Origin of the sequence: Nocardia sp. NPDC051787 (assembly GCF_040681325.1) — a bacterium.
Classification (GTDB): Bacteria; Actinomycetota; Actinomycetes; order Mycobacteriales; family Mycobacteriaceae; genus Nocardia.
Window position 1 is genome coordinate 61,842 of sequence record NZ_JBFAYO010000026.1, and the last position, 19,987, is coordinate 81,828.

A 19,987-nucleotide genomic window follows, 5' to 3' on the forward strand; every position below is an offset into this window, starting at 1 on the left:
TCCGACTCGAAACTCGCAGTTGGGCGTTTGACCAGCATTGATGTGAGGATACCGGCGGCGTCGTTAGCGGATTATGGACACCCGAAGGGTTGCCGATGACCCGCTGCGCATTTGCCAACGAACGTCCAGTAGGTGTAATCGATCACTCGCGTGACTTTCATCACATATTGTTTGTGACACCAATCCGTGCGCGCCATGTGGAGTGCCCGAACGCACCGCGGCGCCGCCCTCCGGATGAACCCCGGGACGGCGGCGCCGCGGCCTGGCGATGGATCACACTCCGCGGGCGCGCTCCTCATACGCTTTGCGCTTGCCGGCATCGACGTCGTCCAGGAACGCGTGTCCGGAGCCGAGCGCGCGGCCGATGCTGTCACCGAGCTTCTCTGGCAGCAGCCCGACGACCTGGGCGATGAACCCGGCCAGCGCGGTCACCCTGACTTTGGACTTCGGTGCGACGATCAACTCGGCGATGGCGTCGGCGATCTCTTCCGGCTCGGCCGCACGCAGCAGGCCGGGCGCCGTGACGCCCGCGCCCAGCTCGGTATTGGTCAGCGTGGGCAGGACCGAGGAGAAGTGCAGGCCGGTACCCCGGTATTCCTCGCGCAAAGTATCGGTGAACCCCAGCACGGCGTGCTTGCTGGCGTTGTAGGTGGCCAGGCCCGGGATGTGCGTCTCGCCCGCGAGCGAGGCGATGTTGATGATGTGCCCGCGCCCGCGCGCCAGCATCCTGCGCAGGCCGAGTTTGGAGCCGAGAATCACGCCGTAGACGTTGATGTCCAGGATGCGGCGCGTCACCTGGTCCGGCTCGTCCACCAGCTTGCCGGTCGGCATGATGCCCGCGTTGTTGATCAGCACGTCGACCGGGCCGAGAGTGCGCTCCACGTCGTCGAGGAAACTCTCGAACGAGTTCTGATCGGTCACGTCGAGCTTGCCGTAGAGCTCGAACCCGCGCGCCGTGCCGACTTCTTTGACCGCGGCCTCGTCGATATCGCCGATGGCGATCTTCGCGCCGAGAGTCTGCAGCGTGGTGGCTGTGGCGAGTCCGATGCCGCGGGCGCCCCCAGTGATGACGACGACTTTGCCGCGGACCTGCTGCACATCGATCACTTGTCGTCACCCTTCAACTTCAAGAGGGCGGGCAGGTCGAGGCGGCGCAGACCGCGCGCACCCGCCGCGCGCATGGCGCCGAGCGCGAACAGGAGCTTCGGCATCGAATACGGGTACCAGAACAGTTCCTTCTGCTGAGTCGGCAGGATCGGCGTAGTGATCGCCTGCTGACGGCAGTACTTGCGCACACCGTTCGCCCCGCCCCAGCGGGCGCCGAAGCCGGACAAGCCCCAACCCCCCATCGGCAGCGCATAGCTGAACAGGTTGGCGAACACATCGTTGATGTTGACCGCACCCGCATCGAGTTGCCGGGCGATCCGCGCGCCGCGCTCTTTGTCGCCCGTCCACACCGACGCCGACAGCCCGTAGACCGAGTCGTTGGCCAGCCGGATCGCCTCCGCCTCGTCGGCCACCTTCATCACCGGCAACGTCGGGCCGAAGGTCTCCTCGGTGACGCAGGACATGGTGTGGTCGACGTCGACGAGCACGGTCGGCTCGAACGCGGTGCCGAATCCGGCCCGCTTGCCGCCGGTCAGCACCTTCGCGCCCGCCGCGACGGCCTCGTCGACGTGGCGCTGCACGATGGCTACCTGGTTCTCATTGGCCAGCGCGCCCACGTCGTACTTCGCGTCGCGTCCGTCCAGGCCCTGGCGCAGCGCCTTGACGTTGGCGGTCAGCTTGGCGACGAACTCGTCGTAGACCGGCGCCTCGACATACACCCGCTCCACCGAGATGCAGACCTGGCCGGAATTGAACATGCCGCCGAAGGCGATGCCGTGCGCCGCGCGATCGAGGTCCGCGTCGGCCAGGACGATGGCAGGGTCCTTGCCGCCGAGTTCGAGGCTGTAGGGGATCATCCGCTCCACGCAGGCGGCGGCGATCTTGCGGCCCGTGGCGGTGGAGCCGGTGAACTGGATGTAATCGGCGTTGCCGACGACGGCGGCCCCGGTCGCGCCCGAGCCCGTCACCACCGCGAAGACCGGGGGAGCGCCGATTTCCGCCCAGCCCTTGGCCAGTTCGAGCGCCGACAGCGGAGTCACTTCGGACGGCTTCAGGATGACGGCAGCACCGGCGGCGAGCGCGGGAAACACGTCCATCACCGGCATGGCGAGCGGGAAGTTCCACGGCGTGATCACGCCGACCACAGGATAGGGCCGGTAGACCGTGGTCAGTCGCTTGACCCTGGCCAGCGGACTGTGCGGCGACGGGTGGTCGTCGGCGAGGAACTTGGCCGCGCGGCGCGCGTAGTAGCCGATCAGATCGGTCGCGAAGCCGGGGTCGATCAGGGCGTCGACCCGTGGCTTCGCGGTCTCCGACTGCAGCACGGTGGCCAGGCGGTCGGTGTTGTCGATCAACCAGTCCTGGAACTTCAGCAGCCATGCTTTGCGGCCGTCCGGACCGATCGCCTCCCATTCCGGCTGGTACAGCCGCAGCTCCCGAACTTTCGCCGCGACCGCGTCCGCGGTCTCCTCCGGCACCGTGCCCACGACCTCACCGGTACCGGGGTTGCGCACCTCGATGACGGCCGCGGTGTCGCCGGTCTTCGCGGTTTTCGTGCGTGGCTGCGTTTTCTTGGCCGTGGTCTTCTTGGTCGCGCCCGGCGCTGGTTCGGTGTTGGTCACTAGCTGTTCTCCCACTGACGTTGTGCTGAACCGCGGTGTTCCTGTGAATCAGGCCACTGAACTATGATCGTGACACAATTCATGGGGAGTTTCTTGGCCCCATTCGTCAATGCTGGCTGGTGGGTTTGTGTCTTGAACACAAGTAGTCCCGAAGGGGAGGAGTCGGCGATGACCGTTCCGCCGTCGCCGCGCGCCGCGACCAGGTCGAGCCCGGACCCGGACGAGGTGCGGGACTGGCTGGCCGACTACGTCTACGAGACGATGCGCGGCGAGACGCTAGACCGCCTCGTCACCCGGCTCGACGACGTCATCATCGCGCGCATCCCCGAACTCGCCGATCGCGATATGCGCCGCGATCTTGCGGCGAGCACCAGGGCGCACGCCAGGATCGTGCTCAGCCGCCTGACCAGCGACGCCTTCGAGTTCTCGCTGCCGGAGGAGGCACACGCGTTCGCGCGCAGCGTGGCCAGGCGCGGATTCGCGTTGCGGTTGCTGCTGCGGGTTTACCACGTGGGCATGGAGGCGGTGCTGGACTACATGACCGAGGTGGTCGAGCAGCGGCAGGCACCGCCGGAGATCGAGCGTGTGGTGCTGCTGCGGCTGTTCGAGCGCGCCACCAAGTGGATGGGCACCTCGGTCGAATTGCTCACCGAGACCTACATGGAAGAGCGCGAGCAGGTCCTGCGCGCCGCGCTCAACCGGCGCGCCGAGACCGTTCGCGCCGTGCTCGAGGGCGACGACGTGGACGTCGAGCAGGCGTCGGTGCGGCTGGGATACCGGCTGTCCCAGCAGCATCTGGCCTTCCTGTTGTGGACCGATGAGCCCGGCGGCGGGGACGGTGAGGCGACCGGAATGCTGGACCGGGTCGCGGCTCGGCTGGCCGCGGCCATCGGCAGCGGGCGCGTGCTCACCGTCCCCTCCGGCGCCAGTGCGATGTGGGCCTGGGCGGGGTTGGACGACCCGGAGCGCGCCGCCGAACTCGCCGCGCCGGGTGAGGTCGAGCGGCTGGTTTCCGGTCAGGTCGAGGCTCCGGTGCGGGTGGCGCTCGGGGTACCAGCCGGGGGGATCGCGGGTTTCCGGCAGAGTCATCATGAGGCGGTCGCCGCGCGGAATGTCGCCGAGCGCGCGCCCATGGACGGGCGGGTGACCGGGTATCGCGCGGTGGAGATCGCCTATCTGGCGGGCGCCGACGACGCCGCCATGCGCGGGCTGGTGCAGCGTGAGCTGGGCGCGCTGGCGGCCAGGGACGCGAACGCCGCGCGCCTGCGCGAAACGCTGCACGCCTACCTGCGCAGTCACCGCAGCCCGGAGACCACGGCGAAACTGCTCGGCGTACACAAGAACACGGTCCGCTACCGCATGCAGCGGATCGAACACCTCCTGGGATTCACGATCGAGGAGCGGCGTTTGCCGCTGGAGATCGCGCTGGCCTGCGTCGCGATCTACGGCGTGGACGCCCTGCCCTGAACCGGCCGGACTACTCGCCCGCGGCCTCGCGCGCCGCGAGGCGGCGTAGCGGTGGCTCGGTGGTGGGCGCGACCCTGCGGTCGGGCAACTCGGCGAGCAAGGTGGTGGTCGCCGCTGCGATGGCCGCGACGGCCTTGTCGACGGCCGGTTTGGTGGTCGAGCTCAGGCCGGACACGCCACCGACCTTGCGCACGTACTGCAGTGCGGCGGCATAGATTTCCTGCTCGGTTGCGGCAGGTTCCAAACCACGCAGGACGGTGATGTTTCTACACATGCGAGAACACTAGCCCCAGACCACGACCTGCGTCAGGCAAGTAGACACCGAGCGGCGATCGATTCGCTCGACGCATATGCGTCGCGGCCCAACGCGACGACCAACGCCGGAAGCGCGAATACCCGGCCCGCGTCGTGACGGATGGGGAACAATCGGGTCATGTCTTCGCGCGGTGTACCGACCTTGACGACGTTTCCGTATGCGGAGCTGGACGAGCGGGAGGAAGACCATTGGTCCGGCGCCGCGATCTCCGACGACCAGCTGCGGGCGCTGGCTCTCGGCGCCTTCTACTCCGCGCGCTGGGACGCGTTCCACGACGCGCTGCTGCTCGGGCCGGAACGCGCGCATCCGCTCGGTGACCGGCGCGAGCTGGCCATCGACACGCTCACCGGCGCATGGGGCATCACCGACGGAACCGAGGCGCGAGCGTCGATGGAACAGTTGCTGGACGGTATGCACGCCCCGCTCTACGCTTTGGTGCATCCGCTCGTGACGGCCTCGATCAATGCCAGTGAGCGTGACCGCTTCGGCGAGCGGGCCGACCGGCACCGGGCGTTCCTGCGGCAGGTCGGCGCGTTCCGCGGCATGGACAACCCCGAGGCGCTGGTCCGTGACTACGACATCTGGTCGCAAGCGATCAAGATCGGTTTCACCGATCATCTGGCCAGGCCGCTGCCCAGCGACATCCACGCCTGGGATCTGGCCAGGGTGGTTGCGGTGGCGAGAATGGCTTACACCGCTGGCTACCTGGATGCCGACTTGGCCTGGAGCTATCTCGGGCGCGCCTTGCCGATCGCGCAGAGCAAATACCGCAACTGGCGCCAGTTCGGGGACGCCTACCTCACCGGCTGGACCTATTGGCAGGCCTGCGAGGACCTGGCCGAGCTGAAAAACGGCGGCGTCGACCGCCGCATGGAGCTGCTGCGGCTGTGGCTGCGCCCGACCAGCCCGTGGCGGCGGGTCGCGCTGAACTCAGCTCCCGTCGGGGAGTGAGCGCAGGATGCCGCGGCCGTAGCGCTGGAACTGCGCGTCGTCGACCATGCCGAGGGAGTGCCGCTCGACCAGCAGCTCCCATTCCGAATACAGCTGGGCCACACCGGGATCCGCGGACCCGCTGGCGCCGTCCGCGGATTCGCGGCGCACCGCGAAGTTCACCGCGCAGGTGACCCGCTCGGTGTCGGCGCGCTCGGCGCCCGCGAAACGCAGTGTCCGGTTGCCGTCGTGCACGTCCATGCCCGTCGTGCCGCGCACCGGGCCGATCTCGCCGGGGCCGACCGGGGGAGTGTCGGTGTTCCGCGCCCAGATGACCGCGGGGATGGGAAGTTCGTACGCGTACCGCGGCTCGCCGATGGCGATGAACAACAGCCGTTCCGTCGTCGCGGCGAGCAGACCGAGCCCGGTCCCCGCAGGCGGATGAGCGACCGCCAGGGCGGTCTCCAGGACATACTCGTCAGGCGTCACGTAACGATGCAGAGCGGCTATGGCCGGTTTGGCCTCGCGGCGCGGCGTCATCCGGCCGGTCGCCCGGTCCACGTCCGCGCGGGTCGGGCCGCTTCGGCCCCAGGTGGGTGTGGGCGGACGCAGATCGGGCGCGGCCACGTCGACGCGCTGCGTGGCCAGAATGTGGGCGTTGATCCGGTCGACGATCTCGGTGGCCGCGGGGACGTCGTGCTCGGCGATCAGTACCGGCAGTGGGGTGCGGTCCGCGGGCACGCCGGTGAGCACCGGCGTCGGATATCGCAGGTAGATTTCGATGACCACCGCGTCGTCCGCGCGCCGGTTCAGCCGGACCTTGAGCAGGTCCGAGACGGGAACGTCGAGTACGCGCTCGCCGTCGGATCCGGGCCGCAGAACGATCAGCCTGCCGCGGCCGTGACGCAGTATCGCTGTAGGTGTCCGTAACTCGACTATGTCCATACCCCCTGCGTTCTTGTCCGATTCGCGGCGCTCCCGGGGGCCTTGGTGGTTACGCGAGCTACCGTGCCCGTCGCTCGCGCCGCTCTGTCTGATGGGTGGTGCTCCGGGTGCCCTTCGTGGTTACGCAAGCTACCGCCTCCGTGCCCGTCGCTCGCGCCGCGTGTTGTGTCGTCGCTCACGATAGGCCGAACATGCCATGATTGTTGCCACTTGGAGGAAGCCGAACCGGAGACATCGGGAACCACCGTCGGTCTCCGGCCGTTTACCTCTTTAGCTGCACCTGCAGCCGAACTGCGCGATGTATCGAGTAGACCGTACGCGGTAACGTGGCATGTCCGCATCCGAACCCCCGCGGAACCGGACGCGCCAGACGCATCGCTAGGCAAGAACCGGAGACACCGGAAAGGACTGGCCGCCCCGGCCGACGCTCTATGAACCGCAAGACTGTGTTTCGCACCCTGGCCATAGTCTCGGGCATCCTGCTCGTGATCTATGCGTTCAGCTACTTCGGCAACGACACGCGGGGCTGGAAGAGCGTCGATACATCGGTTGCCCTGAGCCAGCTCGAAGACAAGAGCAACGTTCAGAACGTTCAGATCGATGACCGCGAGCAGCAGCTGCGGATCGAATTGAAGAACGGCAACGACGCCACCGGTGGTCAGGCAAAGATCATCGCGAAGTATCCGGGCGGCAGCGAGACCTCCGCGCAGATCTTCGACGCCGTCAAGAACTCCGGCGCTCACTACAACACCGTGGTCAAGCAGGAGAGCTGGTTCACCCAGATCCTGCTGTTCGTGTTGCCGATGGTGATCCTGCTCGGCCTGTTCATCTTCGTGATGGCCCGCATGCAGGGCGGCGGGCGCGGCGGCATGATGGGCTTCGGCAAATCGAAGGCCAAGCAGCTGTCCAAGGACATGCCCAAGACCACGTTCGCCGACGTGGCCGGTGCCGACGAGGCGGTCGAAGAGCTCTACGAGATCAAGGACTTCCTGCAGAACCCGGTCCGCTACCAGGCCCTCGGCGCCAAGATCCCCAAGGGTGTGCTGCTCTACGGCCCGCCCGGCACCGGCAAGACCCTGCTGGCCCGCGCGGTCGCGGGCGAGGCGGGTGTGCCGTTCTTCACCATCTCCGGTTCGGACTTCGTGGAGATGTTCGTCGGTGTCGGCGCCTCCCGAGTACGCGACCTGTTCGAGCAGGCCAAGCAGAACAGCCCCTGCATCATCTTCGTCGACGAGATCGACGCGGTCGGCCGCCAGCGCGGCGCAGGCCTCGGCGGTGGTCACGACGAGCGCGAGCAGACCCTGAACCAGCTGCTGGTCGAGATGGACGGCTTCGGTGACCGCACCGGCATCATCCTGATCGCGGCGACCAACCGTCCCGACATCCTCGACCCCGCGCTGCTGCGTCCCGGCCGTTTCGACCGGCAGATCCCGGTCGGCAACCCCGATCTCGCCGGTCGCCGCGCCATCCTGCGGGTGCACTCGCAGGGCAAGCCGATCTCGCCGGATGCCGACCTGGACGGCCTCGCCAAACGCACCGTCGGCATGTCCGGCGCGGACCTGGCCAATGTGATCAACGAGGCCGCGCTGCTCACCGCCCGCGAGAACGGCGCGATGATCACCGGCGATTCGCTGGAGGAATCGGTCGACCGCGTGATCGGCGGCCCGCGCCGCAAGAGCCGGATCATCAGCGAGCATGAGAAGAAGATCACCGCCTACCACGAGGGCGGTCATACGCTCGCCGCGTGGGCGATGCCGGACATCGAACCGGTGTACAAGGTCACCATCCTCGCCCGCGGCCGCACCGGTGGTCACGCCATGACGGTGCCCGAGGACGACAAGGGCCTGATGACCCGCTCGGAGATGATCGCCCGCCTGGTCATGGCGATGGGCGGTCGCGCGGCCGAGGAACTGGTGTTCCACGAGCCGACCACCGGCGCGTCCTCCGACATCGACCAGGCCACCAAGATCGCTCGCGCGATGGTCACCGAGTACGGCATGAGCGCCCGGCTGGGCGCGGTCCGGTACGGCCAGGAACAGGGCGATCCGTTCCTTGGCCGCTCGATGGGCATGGGTTCGGAATACTCACACGAGGTGGCCGGCGCGATCGACGAGGAGGTGCGCAACCTGATCGAGGCCGCGCACACCGAGGCCTGGGCCATCCTCAACGAGTACCGCGACGTGCTCGACGATCTGGCCACCGCGCTGCTGGAGCGGGAGACCTTGCACCGCAAGGATCTCGAGCAGATCCTCGCCTCGGTCCAGAAGCGGCCGCGGATCACCGCGTTCAACGATTTCGGCGATCGCGTGCCGTCGGACAAGCCGCCGGTGAAGACCCCGGGCGAACTGGCCGCCGAGCGCGGCGAGGCGTGGCCGCCGGAGCCCTTGGTGAAGCCGGTAGCCGCGTCCGCGCAGCGCGAGCCGCAGGGCGCCAACGGTTACCCGCCGCACGATGGTGGGTACGGTGCGCCGCCGCAGTACGGCCGCCCCACCGCGCCCGGCTACCCGCTTCCGCAGACGCCCGCTCCCGGCTACCCGCGCCAGGGGACGCACGGCTCGCGGCCGGACTACGGCGCTCCGGCGGGCTGGTCGGCTCCCGGTTGGCCGCCGCGGGACGAGCCGCAGCAGCAGGGCCAGCCCGGCGGATGGGGCGATCCTCAGCAGCCGCGGCAGGGCTACCAGCCATGGGGTGGGCCCGACGACGGCTATGGCGGTGACGGATACGGCGACCGTGGTGGCTATGACGAGCCCCGTCGTGCCAACCCGGTCGGCGAGAGCGAGAACGGCGATTGGGATGGACCGAACGGGCGACACTGAAACCAGGGCGGCCTTCGGTCCCCGGGTCTGTCGGTCGCGCCGCAGGGGCTGATCGGCGGCGCAGCGGACCTGTCGCTCGCGCCGCGGCCGGTGACGATTAGGCTCGATCATCGGGGGTGCCGAGTGATTGCCGGCATCCCGAGATTTTGGAGGTGTCCTCGATTGTCGGCCAACAATCATGGCGGTGGCTACGTCCTAGCCGAGTCGAATACTGCTGAACACGACGGTGTCGACCTCGGCATCACCGAGCCCGGCCTGGTGGCACTGGAAACCGGCAAGTCGTTCGACCAGGCCCGTGCCGAAGCCGCGGTGCGGGAATTGTTGCTCGCCGTCGGCGAGGATCCGGACCGGCCCGGTCTGCGGGAGACGCCCGCCCGGGTCGCGCGCGCGTACCGGGAGACGTTCGCCGGGCTCTACGTGGAGCCGGATTCGGTGCTCAACACCACGTTCGACGAGGGACACCAGGAACTTGTCCTGGTCCGCGACATCCCGATGTACTCCACGTGTGAGCACCATCTGGTGTCGTTCCACGGCGTCGCTCACGTCGGCTACATCCCCGGCCCGCACGGACGGGTCACCGGTTTGTCGAAACTGGCCAGGCTGGTCGACCTGTACGCCAAGCGCCCCCAGGTGCAGGAGCGCCTGACCAGCCAGATCGCCGACGCGGTGATGCGCAAGCTGGACCCGCGCGGCGCCATCGTGGTGGTCGAGGCCGAGCACCTGTGCATGGCGATGCGCGGCATTCGCAAGCCGGGCGCGAGCACCACCACGTCCGCGGTGCGCGGACTGCTGCAGTCCAACGCTGCCTCGCGCGCCGAGGCGCTCGATCTCATTCTGCGTAAGTGAGCGGGCCGGCGGTGTCTGGACTGAGGAGCGACGAAAGCGCAGCGACTGGAGCGACGAGGGAAGACACCGCGAGGAGCGCCGAGGACGGGCGCACGGTCACGGACGCTCAGATGCTCGGGCCCGGAGGTATCAGGGCGCGCGGTGGGCGGTCCTGCGTGGTGATGGGCGTGGTGAACGTCACTAGCGATTCGTTTTCCGATGGCGGCAAGTATCTCGATCCCGAACTGGCCATCGCCCACGGCATCCGGCTGTATGCCGCTGGCGCGGACATCATCGATGTCGGCGGCGAGTCCACCAGGCCGGGCGCGGTCCGTATCGACGCGACGACCGAGGCGGCTCGGGTTGCGCCCGTCATCCGTGGACTGGTCGCGGCGGGCGTGCCGACCAGTGCGGACACCATGCGCGCCGCGGTAGCCGAGGCGGCGATCGAAGCCGGGGTCTCGGTGGTGAACGATGTCTCCGGTGGCCGCGCCGATCCCGGCATGGTGCGGGTGGTCGCGTCCGCCGGGGTCCCGTGGATTCTCATGCACTGGCGGGCAGGGGCCGACTACCGGCACACCGGTCCCGCCGACCACTACGACGACGTGGTCGCCGAGGTGCTGGCCGAATTGAGCGCGCAGGTGGGCGTGGCCGTCGCCGCCGGAGTCGATCCCTCCCGGTTGATCCTCGACCCGGGTCTGGGTTTCGCGAAGAACGCCGAACACAACTGGGCCCTGCTCGGTGCGCTGCCCGAACTGGTCGGGCACGGACTGCCGATCCTGATCGGGGCCTCACGCAAGCGTTTCCTCGGCGCGCTGCTCGCCGACGACGCCGGACCGCGTCCACCGGACGGCAGAGAGACAGCCACCGCGACCATCTCGGCGCTTGCCGCGCTGCACGGCGCGTGGGGTGTGCGCGTGCACGACGTGCGCGCCTCACTGGATGCCATGGCTGTCGTCGACGCGTGGCAGAATGCCGCACGGCAGCGCGCCGCAGAGCACGACACCGTCCGCCCGAGTGCGCGAGGAGCTCACCGATGAGCCAGTCCCCGGTCCACGCCGAAGCCGGTGCCGTGTCGCCGAACGCGCCGGTCCGCCGTGGCGCCGACCGGATCGAGTTGCGCGGCTTGCGCGCCTACGGGCATCACGGGGTGTTCGATCATGAACGCCGCGATGGCCAGGAGTTCCTGGTCGATCTGACGGTGTGGGTGGATTTCGCGGTCGCCGCGGCGTCCGACGACTTGGCGGCCACGGTGGACTACGGTGCGCTGGCCGAGCGCGCGGTGCGGATCATCCAGGGCCCGCCGCGCAATCTCATCGAGTCGGTGGTGTCGGAGATCGCCGACGACGTGATGACCGATCCGCGGATCAGCTCGGTCGAGGTGGTGCTGCACAAGCCATCCGCACCGATCCCACACACCTTCGCCGACGTCCGGGTGGTCACCTCACGCCGCCGAGGGGAGCACCCCGCATGATGGCCTGGCGGCGGCAGCGCAGCGTGACCACGCAGGGCCCTGCTCATGCGGACAGTGGGCACAGCATGAGTGAGCGCAATCCGGGCGCGGTCCTTCCGCGGACCGAGCCGAGCGCCGCGGAGGCGTGCCGATGACTCGTGCGGTGCTGTCCATCGGCTCGAATCTGGGTGACCGGCTCACGCATCTGCGGAGCGTGCTGGACGGGTTCGGCGACCGGGTGCTGGCCGTGTCCGCGGTGTATTCGACCGCGCCATGGGGCGGTGTCGCCCAGGAGGACTACCTCAATGCCGCTGTGCTGGTGGCGGATCCGGCATTCGACTGCGCGGACTGGTTGCGCCGTGGCCAAGAGCTGGAGCAGGCCGCGGGGCGGGTCCGCGACGCGCGCTGGGGGCCGCGCACGCTCGACGTGGACGTGGTGTGGTGCGCCGAACTGCGCAACGGCGAGCCCGTGGCTTGTCGCAGCACCGACCCGGATCTGATCCTGCCGCACCCGCAGGCGCACCGCCGTGCCTTCGTGCTGGTGCCGTGGCTGGACGTCGTGCCCGACGCGGTGCTCGAGGTCGACGGCACGCCGTACGCCGTCGCGGAGCTGCTGGAGCGGCTCGATCCGGCCGAGCGCGCCGGGGTGCGCCGCACCGCGTTCTCGCTGACGGGCACGGCGTCGTGAAACTGAAGCCGACCCGCGTTCTCGACCTGGTGGCGAACGTGCTCATCGCCGCGCTCGTCGCGTGGATCGCCACCAGGGTGGCCTACGATAATTTCCCGCCGATCTCGATCTTCGCGGGCGCCTCGCTCTATCCGGTGGCCGCCATCGAGGCTGTGCTCGCTTTCGTGATCCGGTCCAGGGTCAACGACCATCAGGTCGGCGATGGCCGCCACCAGCTGCATCCGATCACCGCGGCCCGCGCCGTAGCGCTGGCCAAGGCGTCGGTGCAGGTGGGTTCGATCGCCGCCGGCATCTGGCTCGGTTTCCTGTGCTGGGTCTTCCCGCAACGCGGGACGTTGCGCGCCGCGGCGGCCGACAGCCCAGGCGCGATCGTCGGGATGCTGGCGGGGGTGGCTTTGGTTGCTGCGGCGCTCTGGTTGGAGTACTGCTGCCGCGCCCCCGAGGACCCCACCGACGATGCGGCAACTACATAGCTAGTTTCACGAGTGCGTTCACGAAACCGGAATCTGGGCGGCGGACCATGTTTTAGCTACCCTGGCTGCCATGGCTTCACCCTCCCGTAGCAGCACTTCCCGTCGACGACGGGACGACGCGGGAAAACTGTTCACCGGCGTCCTGATCCTGTTGGGTCTGGTTGCCAGCGTTTTCCTGGTCTTCAGTAACAATGTGCAGTTCGTACGGGTAGGTCTGGTCGCAGCGCTGTGGGCCGCCGCGATCGGCGCGCTGGCCGCGACGAGGTACCGCAAAGAGGCCACGATCGACAAGGCGAAGGTCCGCGATCTGCAGACGGTCTACGAATTGCAGCTGGAGCGCGAGGTCACCGCGCGCCGCGAGTACGAACTCGGCGTCGAGGCGCGCGTGCGTGAGGAAGTCGGCGCCGACGCGGCCGAACTAGCGGCGCTGCGCGCCGAGCTCACCGTGCTGCGCCAGAGCTTGCAGCGGCTGTTCGACGGGGATCTGCCGATGGATCGGCCCGCGCTACGTGCCGACGCAACGCGGATTCAGGAGCTGACCAGCTCGAGCGCGGAATCGGCGAACAATAGCTCCGCGAATGCCGGAATGTGGTCGGTCTTCGCCGACCAGCAACCGCATAGCAGTATGACGCCGATCTTCGAGCCCGATCACCCCGAGCCACCGGTCTTCGCCAGCCCCTTCGACGAGCCGGTCACCGCGGAGACCGCGATCGTCTCCTTCGACGAGGACGACGACGAGCAGACCCGGTACGCCGAGGCGCGCGGTTGGGCCGACGCCTTCACCGAGACGGTCGACGAACCGCGCGACGAACCTCCGACGCAGCCCGCCGTGCGGCCCGAACCCCGCCCCGAGCCCGTTTCGGGGCCGAGCGTCGGCACGCCGAGCACGCGTAGGCGGCGCAGGGCCGAGGACGACGGACAGACGCCGTCGCGCCGCCTGTCCGTCGCGGAGATCATGGCGAACTTGCAGTCCGAGCAGCGCGAAGGGCACTGAACGCCGCCGCTGTACCAGCCGGGTAGTGCGGTCTAAATCACGCGGTCACCCCGTGGCATCGGCGAACCGCGTGCCGATATTCTCGTGACGTACCGTCCGGTACCCGCATGGCGGGACTGGAACGACATCGAGAGGACAACGTTGACCTCGAGAAGCGTGAATTCCGATAGCGCTACTTCGGGCTACGACCCCGCGCCCGCACGCCTGACGGTGGGAATCGTCTCGGCGGGACGCGTGGGTTCTGCATTGGGCGCCGCCCTCGAGCGCGCCGGACATGTGGTGTTCGGCGTCTGCGCGATCTCCGACGCCTCGGTTCGCCGTGCCCGTACCCGGCTGCCCGACTCGGAGATCCTGCCGATCGAAGAGGTGGCCGCGCGCAGCGAGCTGCTGCTGCTCGCCGTGCCCGACACCGAGCTGGCCGGTCTGGTGCGTGGCCTGGCCGGGGCCGGTGTCGTCCGGCCGAGCACCATCGTGGTGCACACCTCCGGCGCGAACGGAATCGGTGTGCTGGCCCCGCTGGCCGAGTTCGGCGCCCTTCCGCTGGCCATCCACCCCGCCATGACCTTCACCGGCCACGACGAAGACGTGACCAGGCTCGGCAACGCTTGTTTCGGCATCACCGCCGCCGACGAGGTCGGCTACGCCATAGCGCAGTCGCTGGTGATCGAGATGGGCGGCGAGCCGGTGCGAGTGCCGGAAGAGAACCGGCCGCTGTACCACGCGGCGCTCGCGCACGGCAGCAATCACCTGGTCACGGTGATCGTCGACGCGCTGGCCGCGCTGCGCGTCGCGTTGGAGGGTCCCGGCCTGCTCGGCCAGCAGGTGGTCGACGACCAGCCGGGCGGGCTGGCCGAGCGTCTGCTCGCCCCGCTGGCCTCGGCCGCGCTGGACAATGCCTTGCGCCGCGGCCAGTCCGCGCTGACGGGCCCGGTGGCCCGCGGCGACGCGGAAGCGGTCGCCGCCCATCTGGCCGCGCTGACCGCGGTCGATCCGCGACTGGCCGAGGGGTATCGCGCGTTGTCGCTGCGCACCGCGGAACGGGCGGGTTCCGCCCCCGCCGTTATCGAGCTGCTGGAAGGACGCTGATGTTCGATCCGAAGTTGCGCGGTGCCTACCGGCCCGGCGAGCTGACCGTGCACCACGATCCCGCGGCGCTCAGCGCGGTGTCCGGCGCCTTGCGCGGCGTCGGCCGCACGGTCGCGTTGGTGCCGACCATGGGCGCCCTGCACGAGGGCCATCTGGAGATCGTGCGGCTGGCCAAGCGGACCAATCAGGTGGTCATCGTCTCGATCTTCGTCAACCCCTTGCAGTTCGGCGCGAACGAGGACCTGGACACCTACCCCCGCACGCTGGACGCCGACGTCGAACTGCTGGGTGCGGAGGGCGTCGAGCTGGTGTTCGCGCCGAGCGCGTCCGATATGTACCCGGACGGTCCGCGCACCACCGTGCACCCGGGCCCGCTCGGCGCCGAGCTCGAGGGGGCCAGTCGGCCGACCCATTTCGCGGGCATGCTCACCGTGGTCGCCAAATTGCTGCAGATCGCGCGCCCCACCGAGGCGTTCTTCGGTGAGAAGGACTACCAGCAGCTCACGCTGATCCGGCAGATGGTTCGCGACCTGAATTTCGACGTGAAGATCACCCCGGTGGTCACCGTTCGGGAGGCCGACGGCCTGGCCCTGTCCTCGCGCAATCGCTATCTCGATCCGGTGCAGCGCGAATCGGCGCTCGCGTTGTCCGCCGCACTGTCGGCGGGCAAGCACGCGGCCGGTCTCGGCGGCGAGGCCGTATTGGCCGCCGCTCGCCAGGTGCTCGCCGCCGCGGCCGGCGTCGACCTCGACTACTTGGAACTGCGTTCGGCCAACCTTGGTCCGGCCCCGGCCACCGGCAACGCCAGGTTGCTGATCGCGGCCAAGGTCGGTGCAACCCGGCTCATCGACAACATCGCCATCACCCTCGGCGCTCCGATTGATGGGCACCCCGCCGTCTCCGGTTCGCGGCCCGCCGCGGATTACTCCCAGCCTGCCCCGGCGGTGTCAGATCCCGCCCTGCTCCCTCCCGCGAACTAGAAAGGGCGACGCAATGCTGCGCACCATGATGAAGTCGAAGATCCACCGCGCCACCGTGACGCACGCCGACCTGCACTACGTCGGCTCGGTCACGGTGGATCAGGCCCTGCTCGACGCCGCCGACCTGCTGGAAGGCGAGCAGGTCTGCATCGTGGACATCGACAACGGCGCCCGGCTGGAGACCTATGTCATCGCCGGTGAGCGGGGTTCGGGCGTGATCGGGATCAACGGCGCCGCCGCCCACTTGGTGCACCCCGGTGACCTGGTCATCCTGATCGCCTACGGTCAGCTGAACGAGCAGGAAGTCGCGGAGTACGACCCCAAGGTCGTGTTCGTCGACGAGCGCAACCGCCCGGTCGAGCTGGGCTCGGACCCGGCGCACGCGCCGGAGGGCTCGGGACTGACCTCGCCGCGCTCGCTGTCGTTCGTCTGAGAGCCGGCGACCGGGACATGCTGCTGACCATCGATGTCCGCAACACCAGTATCGAACTCGGTCTGTTCTCGGGGACCGGGGCGCATTCGAAACTGGTGCGGCACTGGCGAATGCACACCAATCCGCTGCTGACCGCCGACGAATTCGCCATGCAGGTGCGCGGGCTGGTCGGCGCGCAACTGGACGAGGTGATCGGCGTCTCCGCGCTGTCGACCGTGCCGCCGGTGCTGCGGGAACTCCGCGGAATGCTGAGTCAGTACTGGGGTCACGTTCCGCACGTGCTGGTGGAACCCGGTGTGCGGACGGGTATTCCGCTGTTGGTCGACAATCCGAAAGAAGTCGGCGCGGACCGCATCGTCAATTGCCTGGCCGCCTACCAGCGGTATTCCTCGGCCGCGATCGTCGTCGATTTCGGCACGGCGATCTGCGTGGATCTGGTGTCGAAGAAGGGGGAGTTCCTCGGCGGGATCATCGCGCCCGGCGTGGAGATCTCCACGGAGGCGCTGGTGGAACGCAGCGCGCTGCGGCGGGCCGAGTTGACCCGGCCACGGTCGGTGCTGGGGAAGAACAGTATGGAATGCATGCAGTCCGGCGCGGTATTCGGATTCGCAGGCCTGGTGGACGGACTGATCGATCGGATTCGCGACGAGTTCGACGCCTTCGCCGGCGACGACGTGGCGGTGGTGGCTACCGGCGCGACCGCGCCGTTGATCGTCCCGGAATCCGAGACCATCGAGGACCATGACCCGCATCTCACGCTGAACGGCCTGCGGCATGTATACGAACGCAACCAGCGGCGCAAGGGAAGTGTCTGATATGCGCGGTGTTGGCTTCGTCGCAGGACCGGCACTTGCCGACACCGCACACCGTGCTGTTAAACTCGCATTCGTGTTTTTTAGCGTGAGCACCCAGGAGTGTTGTCGAGGCTGACCTGCCTCGACCGATCGAGGCTGCATACCCGCCCTCGACCGATACCTTCCTCCTGGAGATTCGCTCATGCGTTCTTCCGTACTTTCCGTTTCGTCCGCGCGTACCGCGTTGTCGGCCACCCCGCCGCTGGATCGTTCGGTGGCGCCCGCGCTGCCGACGCGGCTGCGCCCGGCCGATCTGCTGCGGCTGACCGACGAAGGTGCCGAAGACGTGCTGGCCGGGCGCTACGACCATCTGCTTCCCGCGAACGGCGAGTGGCCGATCGACGAGCGCTGGGCGACCAGATTGCTCGCCGACGACGAGGTGGACGTCTGGCTGATCAGCTGGACGCCGGACAAGTCCACCGAGTTGCACGACCACGCCGGATCGCTCGGCGCGCTGACCGTGCTCAGCGGCGCGCTGTCGGAATTCCGTTGGAATGGAACGGAACTGCGCTGCCGCATGCTCACGGCGGGTGATCAGGCGTCGTTCCCGATCGGTTGGGTGCACGACGTGATGCGCGCGCCCGACGCCGTGCCGGGCGCCGCCGCATCCGCGGGCCCGCTCGATCCCACGCTGAGCGTGCACGCTTATTCCCCACCGCTTACCGCCATGTCGTATTACGAGGTGACCGGCCACGGCACCCTGCGGCGCACCCGAACCGTCCTCACCGACCAGCCCGAAGGTGATATGTAATGACCCGTTTGACCGTCGATCAGATGCTCGAGAACGCGCGGGCCCAGCTGAACCGGATCTACGCCTTCGAATTGCCGGAAGCGATCGAGCGGGGCGCCATTCTGGTGGATATCCGGCCCCAGGCGCAGCGCGGGCGCGAGGGCACCTTACCCGGCGCCTTGGTGATCGAACGCAATGTGCTGGAATGGCGGCTGGATCCCTCCAGTTCCGCCCGGCTGGCCTTGGCCGCCGACCACGACATGGAGTGGATCGTCGTCTGCTCCGAGGGCTATACCTCCAGCCTGGCGGCCGCCGCGCTGCAACAACTGGGACTGCACCGGGCGACCGACCTGGTCGGCGGCTACCAGGCACTGAAGGCGGCGGGCCTGCTGAACGTCGCGGTGCGGACGCCGCACTTCGCCCGCGAGCTCGACGCGCTCGCCTCGCTGTAATTTCCCGCGATCACTTCCATCTCGAATTAGCCGGGCGCACAGGTGTTTGCGGGCACCTCATGGTGCGCGCCGGCGATTTTCGAGTTCCCTGAGGGCCCGCGGAGCAGCCCGGGTGGGGCGCCGGGCCGATACCGTTTCGTTACTACCGGCCGGAGCCCGGGCGGCCCGCAAAACGATTTCCGGTGCACGCTAGGGTTGTTCGATGTGAGCACCCCGAACTCTGCATCCTCCAGCGCATCGACATCGGATTCGCGGCCTGCCGTGGCGCCCGACGCCGACGACGCCCCGGAGCAGATACGGATTCGCCGGGAGAAGCGGGAGCGGCTGCTCGCGGCCGGTGGCGAGGCCTATCCGGTCGTCGTTCCGCGTACGCATACCCTCGCCGAAATTCGGGCCGCATATCCCGACCTGTCTGCCGACACGGCCACCGGCCAGCAGGTCGGTGTCGCCGGACGCGTCATATTCATGCGTAATACCGGCAAGTTGTGTTTCGCGACGCTGCAGGAAGGCGACGGCACCAAGCTGCAGGCGATGATCAGCCTCAACGGGGTGGGCGTGGACTCGCTGGCCGCGTGGAAGGCCGACGTCGACCTCGGTGACTTCGTCTTCGTGCAGGGGGAGGTCATCGCCTCGCGGACCGGAGAACTGAGCGTCATGGCCGATTCCTGGTTCATGGCGGCCAAGGCGCTGCGCCCGCTGCCGGTCGCGCACAAGGAGATGAACGAGGAGTCCCGGGTCCGGCAGCGTTATGTCGACTTGATCGTGCGTCCTGAAGCCAGGGAAATGGCGCGTACCCGCATCGCCGTGGTGCGGGCGCTGCGCGACGCGCTCGAGCGCCGGGGATTCCTCGAGGTGGAGACGCCGATGCTGCAGACGCTGCACGGCGGCGCGGCGGCCCGGCCGTTCGTCACCCATTCGAATGCCCTCGATATGGACCTCTACCTGCGCATCGCGCCCGAACTGTTCCTGAAGCGCTGCGTGGTCGGCGGCTTGGAGCGGGTCTTCGAGATCAACCGGAACTTCCGGAACGAAGGTGCGGACTCCACGCATTCCCCCGAGTTCGCGATGCTGGAGACATACCAGGCATATGGCACCTATGACGACTCGGCGCGGATGACCCGGGAATTGGTGCAGGAAGTGGCCCAAGCGGTGTTCGGCACGCAGGTGGTCACCCTGGCCGACGGCACCGAATACGATCTGCGCGGCGAGTGGGCGACCGTCGAGATGTACCCGTCGCTGTCGGACGCGCTGGGTGTGTCGGTCACGCCGGAAACGTCCGTTGCTGAATTACGGGCACTCGCGGATCGGGTCGGTCTGGAAATTCCCGAGGACAAGGGCTATGGCCACGGGAAACTCGTCGAGGAACTATGGGAACACCAGTATGGCGACAAGCTGTACGCACCGACTTTCGTGCGCGACTTCCCCGTTGAGACATCCCCGCTGACCAGGCAGCATCGCAGCCGAGCGGGCGTGACGGAGAAGTGGGATCTCTATGTGCGCGGCTTCGAGTTGGCCACCGGCTATTCGGAGTTGGTCGACCCGGTGATCCAGCGCGAGCGGTTCGTCGACCAGGCTCGGCTGGCCGCGCAGGGTGACGACGAGGCGATGGCGCTGGACGAGGACTTCCTCGCCGCGATGGAGCACGGCATGCCGCCGACCACCGGAACGGGTATGGGAATCGATCGGTTGTTGATGGCGCTGACCGGATTGGGAATCCGAGAAACGATACTGTTCCCAATTGTGCGTCCGGTCACCAGGTGACCACTCAGATTGCAAAGCAGCGACTCCGTCTTGGAATTTCCGGAATTCGAGGTAT

The 19,987-nt window shown here is 68.2% G+C and carries 20 protein-coding genes; 16 read left to right on the top strand and 4 right to left on the bottom strand.

Annotated features, from left to right (window positions below):
* Positions 1-273 precede the first annotated feature (273 nt).
* Both AB0M45_RS24865 and AB0M45_RS24870 read right to left on the bottom strand, forming a co-directional pair.
* Complete coding sequence (locus AB0M45_RS24865) at positions 274-1,107, bottom strand: SDR family oxidoreductase (RefSeq protein WP_364333717.1); 834 nt, start codon at positions 1,105-1,107, stop codon at positions 274-276.
* Entirely contained in the window at positions 1,104-2,729 is a 1,626-nt protein-coding gene (locus AB0M45_RS24870) for an aldehyde dehydrogenase family protein (protein ID WP_364333720.1), read from the bottom strand. The genes AB0M45_RS24865 and AB0M45_RS24870 overlap by 4 nt, the downstream gene beginning before the upstream one ends.
* A gap of 168 nt (positions 2,730-2,897) precedes the next feature.
* On the opposite strand from AB0M45_RS24870, the gene AB0M45_RS24875 reads away from it, so the two are divergent.
* Positions 2,898-4,196 carry a helix-turn-helix domain-containing protein gene (locus AB0M45_RS24875; protein ID WP_364333723.1) on the top strand — a complete coding sequence of 433 codons (1,299 nt, stop codon included), beginning with the start codon at positions 2,898-2,900 and terminating at the stop codon, positions 4,194-4,196.
* A gap of 10 nt (positions 4,197-4,206) precedes the next feature.
* Here the strand turns inward: AB0M45_RS24875 and AB0M45_RS24880 are convergent, their stop codons facing one another.
* The gene (locus tag AB0M45_RS24880; protein WP_040773219.1) at positions 4,207-4,470 is read right to left on the bottom strand and encodes a DUF2277 domain-containing protein; all 264 of its coding nucleotides are present in this window, start codon (positions 4,468-4,470) and stop codon (positions 4,207-4,209) included.
* 159 nt (positions 4,471-4,629) lie between these two features.
* Between AB0M45_RS24880 and AB0M45_RS24885 the strand changes: the two genes are divergently transcribed.
* The gene (locus tag AB0M45_RS24885; protein ID WP_364333727.1) at positions 4,630-5,463 is read left to right on the top strand and encodes a DUF1266 domain-containing protein; all 834 of its coding nucleotides are present in this window, start codon (positions 4,630-4,632) and stop codon (positions 5,461-5,463) included.
* Here the strand turns inward: AB0M45_RS24885 and AB0M45_RS24890 are convergent.
* Entirely contained in the window at positions 5,443-6,387 is a 945-nt protein-coding gene (locus tag AB0M45_RS24890) for a hypothetical protein (protein ID WP_364333730.1), read from the bottom strand. The genes AB0M45_RS24885 and AB0M45_RS24890 overlap by 21 nt on opposite strands.
* A gap of 431 nt (positions 6,388-6,818) precedes the next feature.
* Between AB0M45_RS24890 and ftsH the strand changes: the two genes are divergently transcribed.
* The 14 genes from ftsH (at position 6,819) to lysS (ending at position 19,932) form a co-directional block, all read left to right on the top strand.
* A complete protein-coding gene (ftsH, locus tag AB0M45_RS24895; protein WP_364333733.1) occupies positions 6,819-9,203 on the top strand; it encodes an ATP-dependent zinc metalloprotease FtsH in 2,385 nt (794 codons plus the stop codon).
* A 240-nt stretch (positions 9,204-9,443) separates the two neighbouring features.
* On the top strand, positions 9,444-10,049 hold the full coding sequence (gene folE / locus AB0M45_RS24900) for a GTP cyclohydrolase I FolE (protein ID WP_364333854.1): 606 nt from the start codon (positions 9,444-9,446) through the stop codon (positions 10,047-10,049).
* A 161-nt stretch (positions 10,050-10,210) separates the two neighbouring features.
* Positions 10,211-11,068 (top strand): dihydropteroate synthase, encoded by an 858-nt coding sequence (gene folP, locus AB0M45_RS24905; RefSeq protein WP_364333857.1) that lies wholly within the window; start codon positions 10,211-10,213, stop codon positions 11,066-11,068.
* Positions 11,065-11,502 (top strand): dihydroneopterin aldolase, encoded by a 438-nt coding sequence (folB, locus tag AB0M45_RS24910; RefSeq protein ID WP_364333736.1) that lies wholly within the window; start codon positions 11,065-11,067, stop codon positions 11,500-11,502. The genes folP and folB overlap by 4 nt, the downstream gene beginning before the upstream one ends.
* 130 nt (positions 11,503-11,632) lie before the next feature.
* Complete coding sequence (gene folK / locus AB0M45_RS24915; RefSeq protein WP_364333739.1) at positions 11,633-12,169, top strand: 2-amino-4-hydroxy-6-hydroxymethyldihydropteridine diphosphokinase; 537 nt, start codon at positions 11,633-11,635, stop codon at positions 12,167-12,169.
* A 2-nt stretch (positions 12,170-12,171) separates the two neighbouring features.
* A complete protein-coding gene (locus AB0M45_RS24920; RefSeq protein ID WP_364333860.1) occupies positions 12,172-12,642 on the top strand; it encodes a DUF3180 domain-containing protein in 471 nt (156 codons plus the stop codon).
* A 70-nt stretch (positions 12,643-12,712) separates the two neighbouring features.
* A complete protein-coding gene (locus AB0M45_RS24925; protein ID WP_364333742.1) occupies positions 12,713-13,636 on the top strand; it encodes a DUF6779 domain-containing protein in 924 nt (307 codons plus the stop codon).
* A gap of 156 nt (positions 13,637-13,792) precedes the next feature.
* Positions 13,793-14,722 (top strand): DUF2520 domain-containing protein, encoded by a 930-nt coding sequence (locus AB0M45_RS24930; RefSeq protein WP_364333745.1) that lies wholly within the window; start codon positions 13,793-13,795, stop codon positions 14,720-14,722.
* On the top strand, positions 14,722-15,702 hold the full coding sequence (gene panC, locus AB0M45_RS24935; RefSeq protein WP_364333748.1) for a pantoate--beta-alanine ligase: 981 nt from the start codon (positions 14,722-14,724) through the stop codon (positions 15,700-15,702). Before AB0M45_RS24930 ends, panC begins: the two co-directional genes overlap by 1 nt.
* A gap of 13 nt (positions 15,703-15,715) precedes the next feature.
* A complete protein-coding gene (gene panD, locus AB0M45_RS24940) occupies positions 15,716-16,135 on the top strand; it encodes an aspartate 1-decarboxylase (RefSeq protein ID WP_364333751.1) in 420 nt (139 codons plus the stop codon).
* A gap of 17 nt (positions 16,136-16,152) precedes the next feature.
* Positions 16,153-16,950, top strand: coding sequence for a type III pantothenate kinase (locus tag AB0M45_RS24945; protein ID WP_364333753.1), 798 nt, complete (start codon positions 16,153-16,155; stop codon positions 16,948-16,950).
* Between the two features lie 181 nt (positions 16,951-17,131).
* Positions 17,132-17,740 carry a cysteine dioxygenase gene (locus AB0M45_RS24950; protein WP_364333756.1) on the top strand — a complete coding sequence of 203 codons (609 nt, stop codon included), beginning with the start codon at positions 17,132-17,134 and terminating at the stop codon, positions 17,738-17,740.
* An 8-nt stretch (positions 17,741-17,748) separates the two neighbouring features.
* Positions 17,749-18,171, top strand: a complete 423-nt coding sequence (locus tag AB0M45_RS24955; protein WP_364333863.1) for a rhodanese-like domain-containing protein — start codon at positions 17,749-17,751, stop codon at positions 18,169-18,171.
* A gap of 261 nt (positions 18,172-18,432) precedes the next feature.
* On the top strand, positions 18,433-19,932 hold the full coding sequence (gene lysS / locus AB0M45_RS24960) for a lysine--tRNA ligase (protein ID WP_364333866.1): 1,500 nt from the start codon (positions 18,433-18,435) through the stop codon (positions 19,930-19,932).
* Positions 19,933-19,987: the final 55 nt, after the last annotated feature.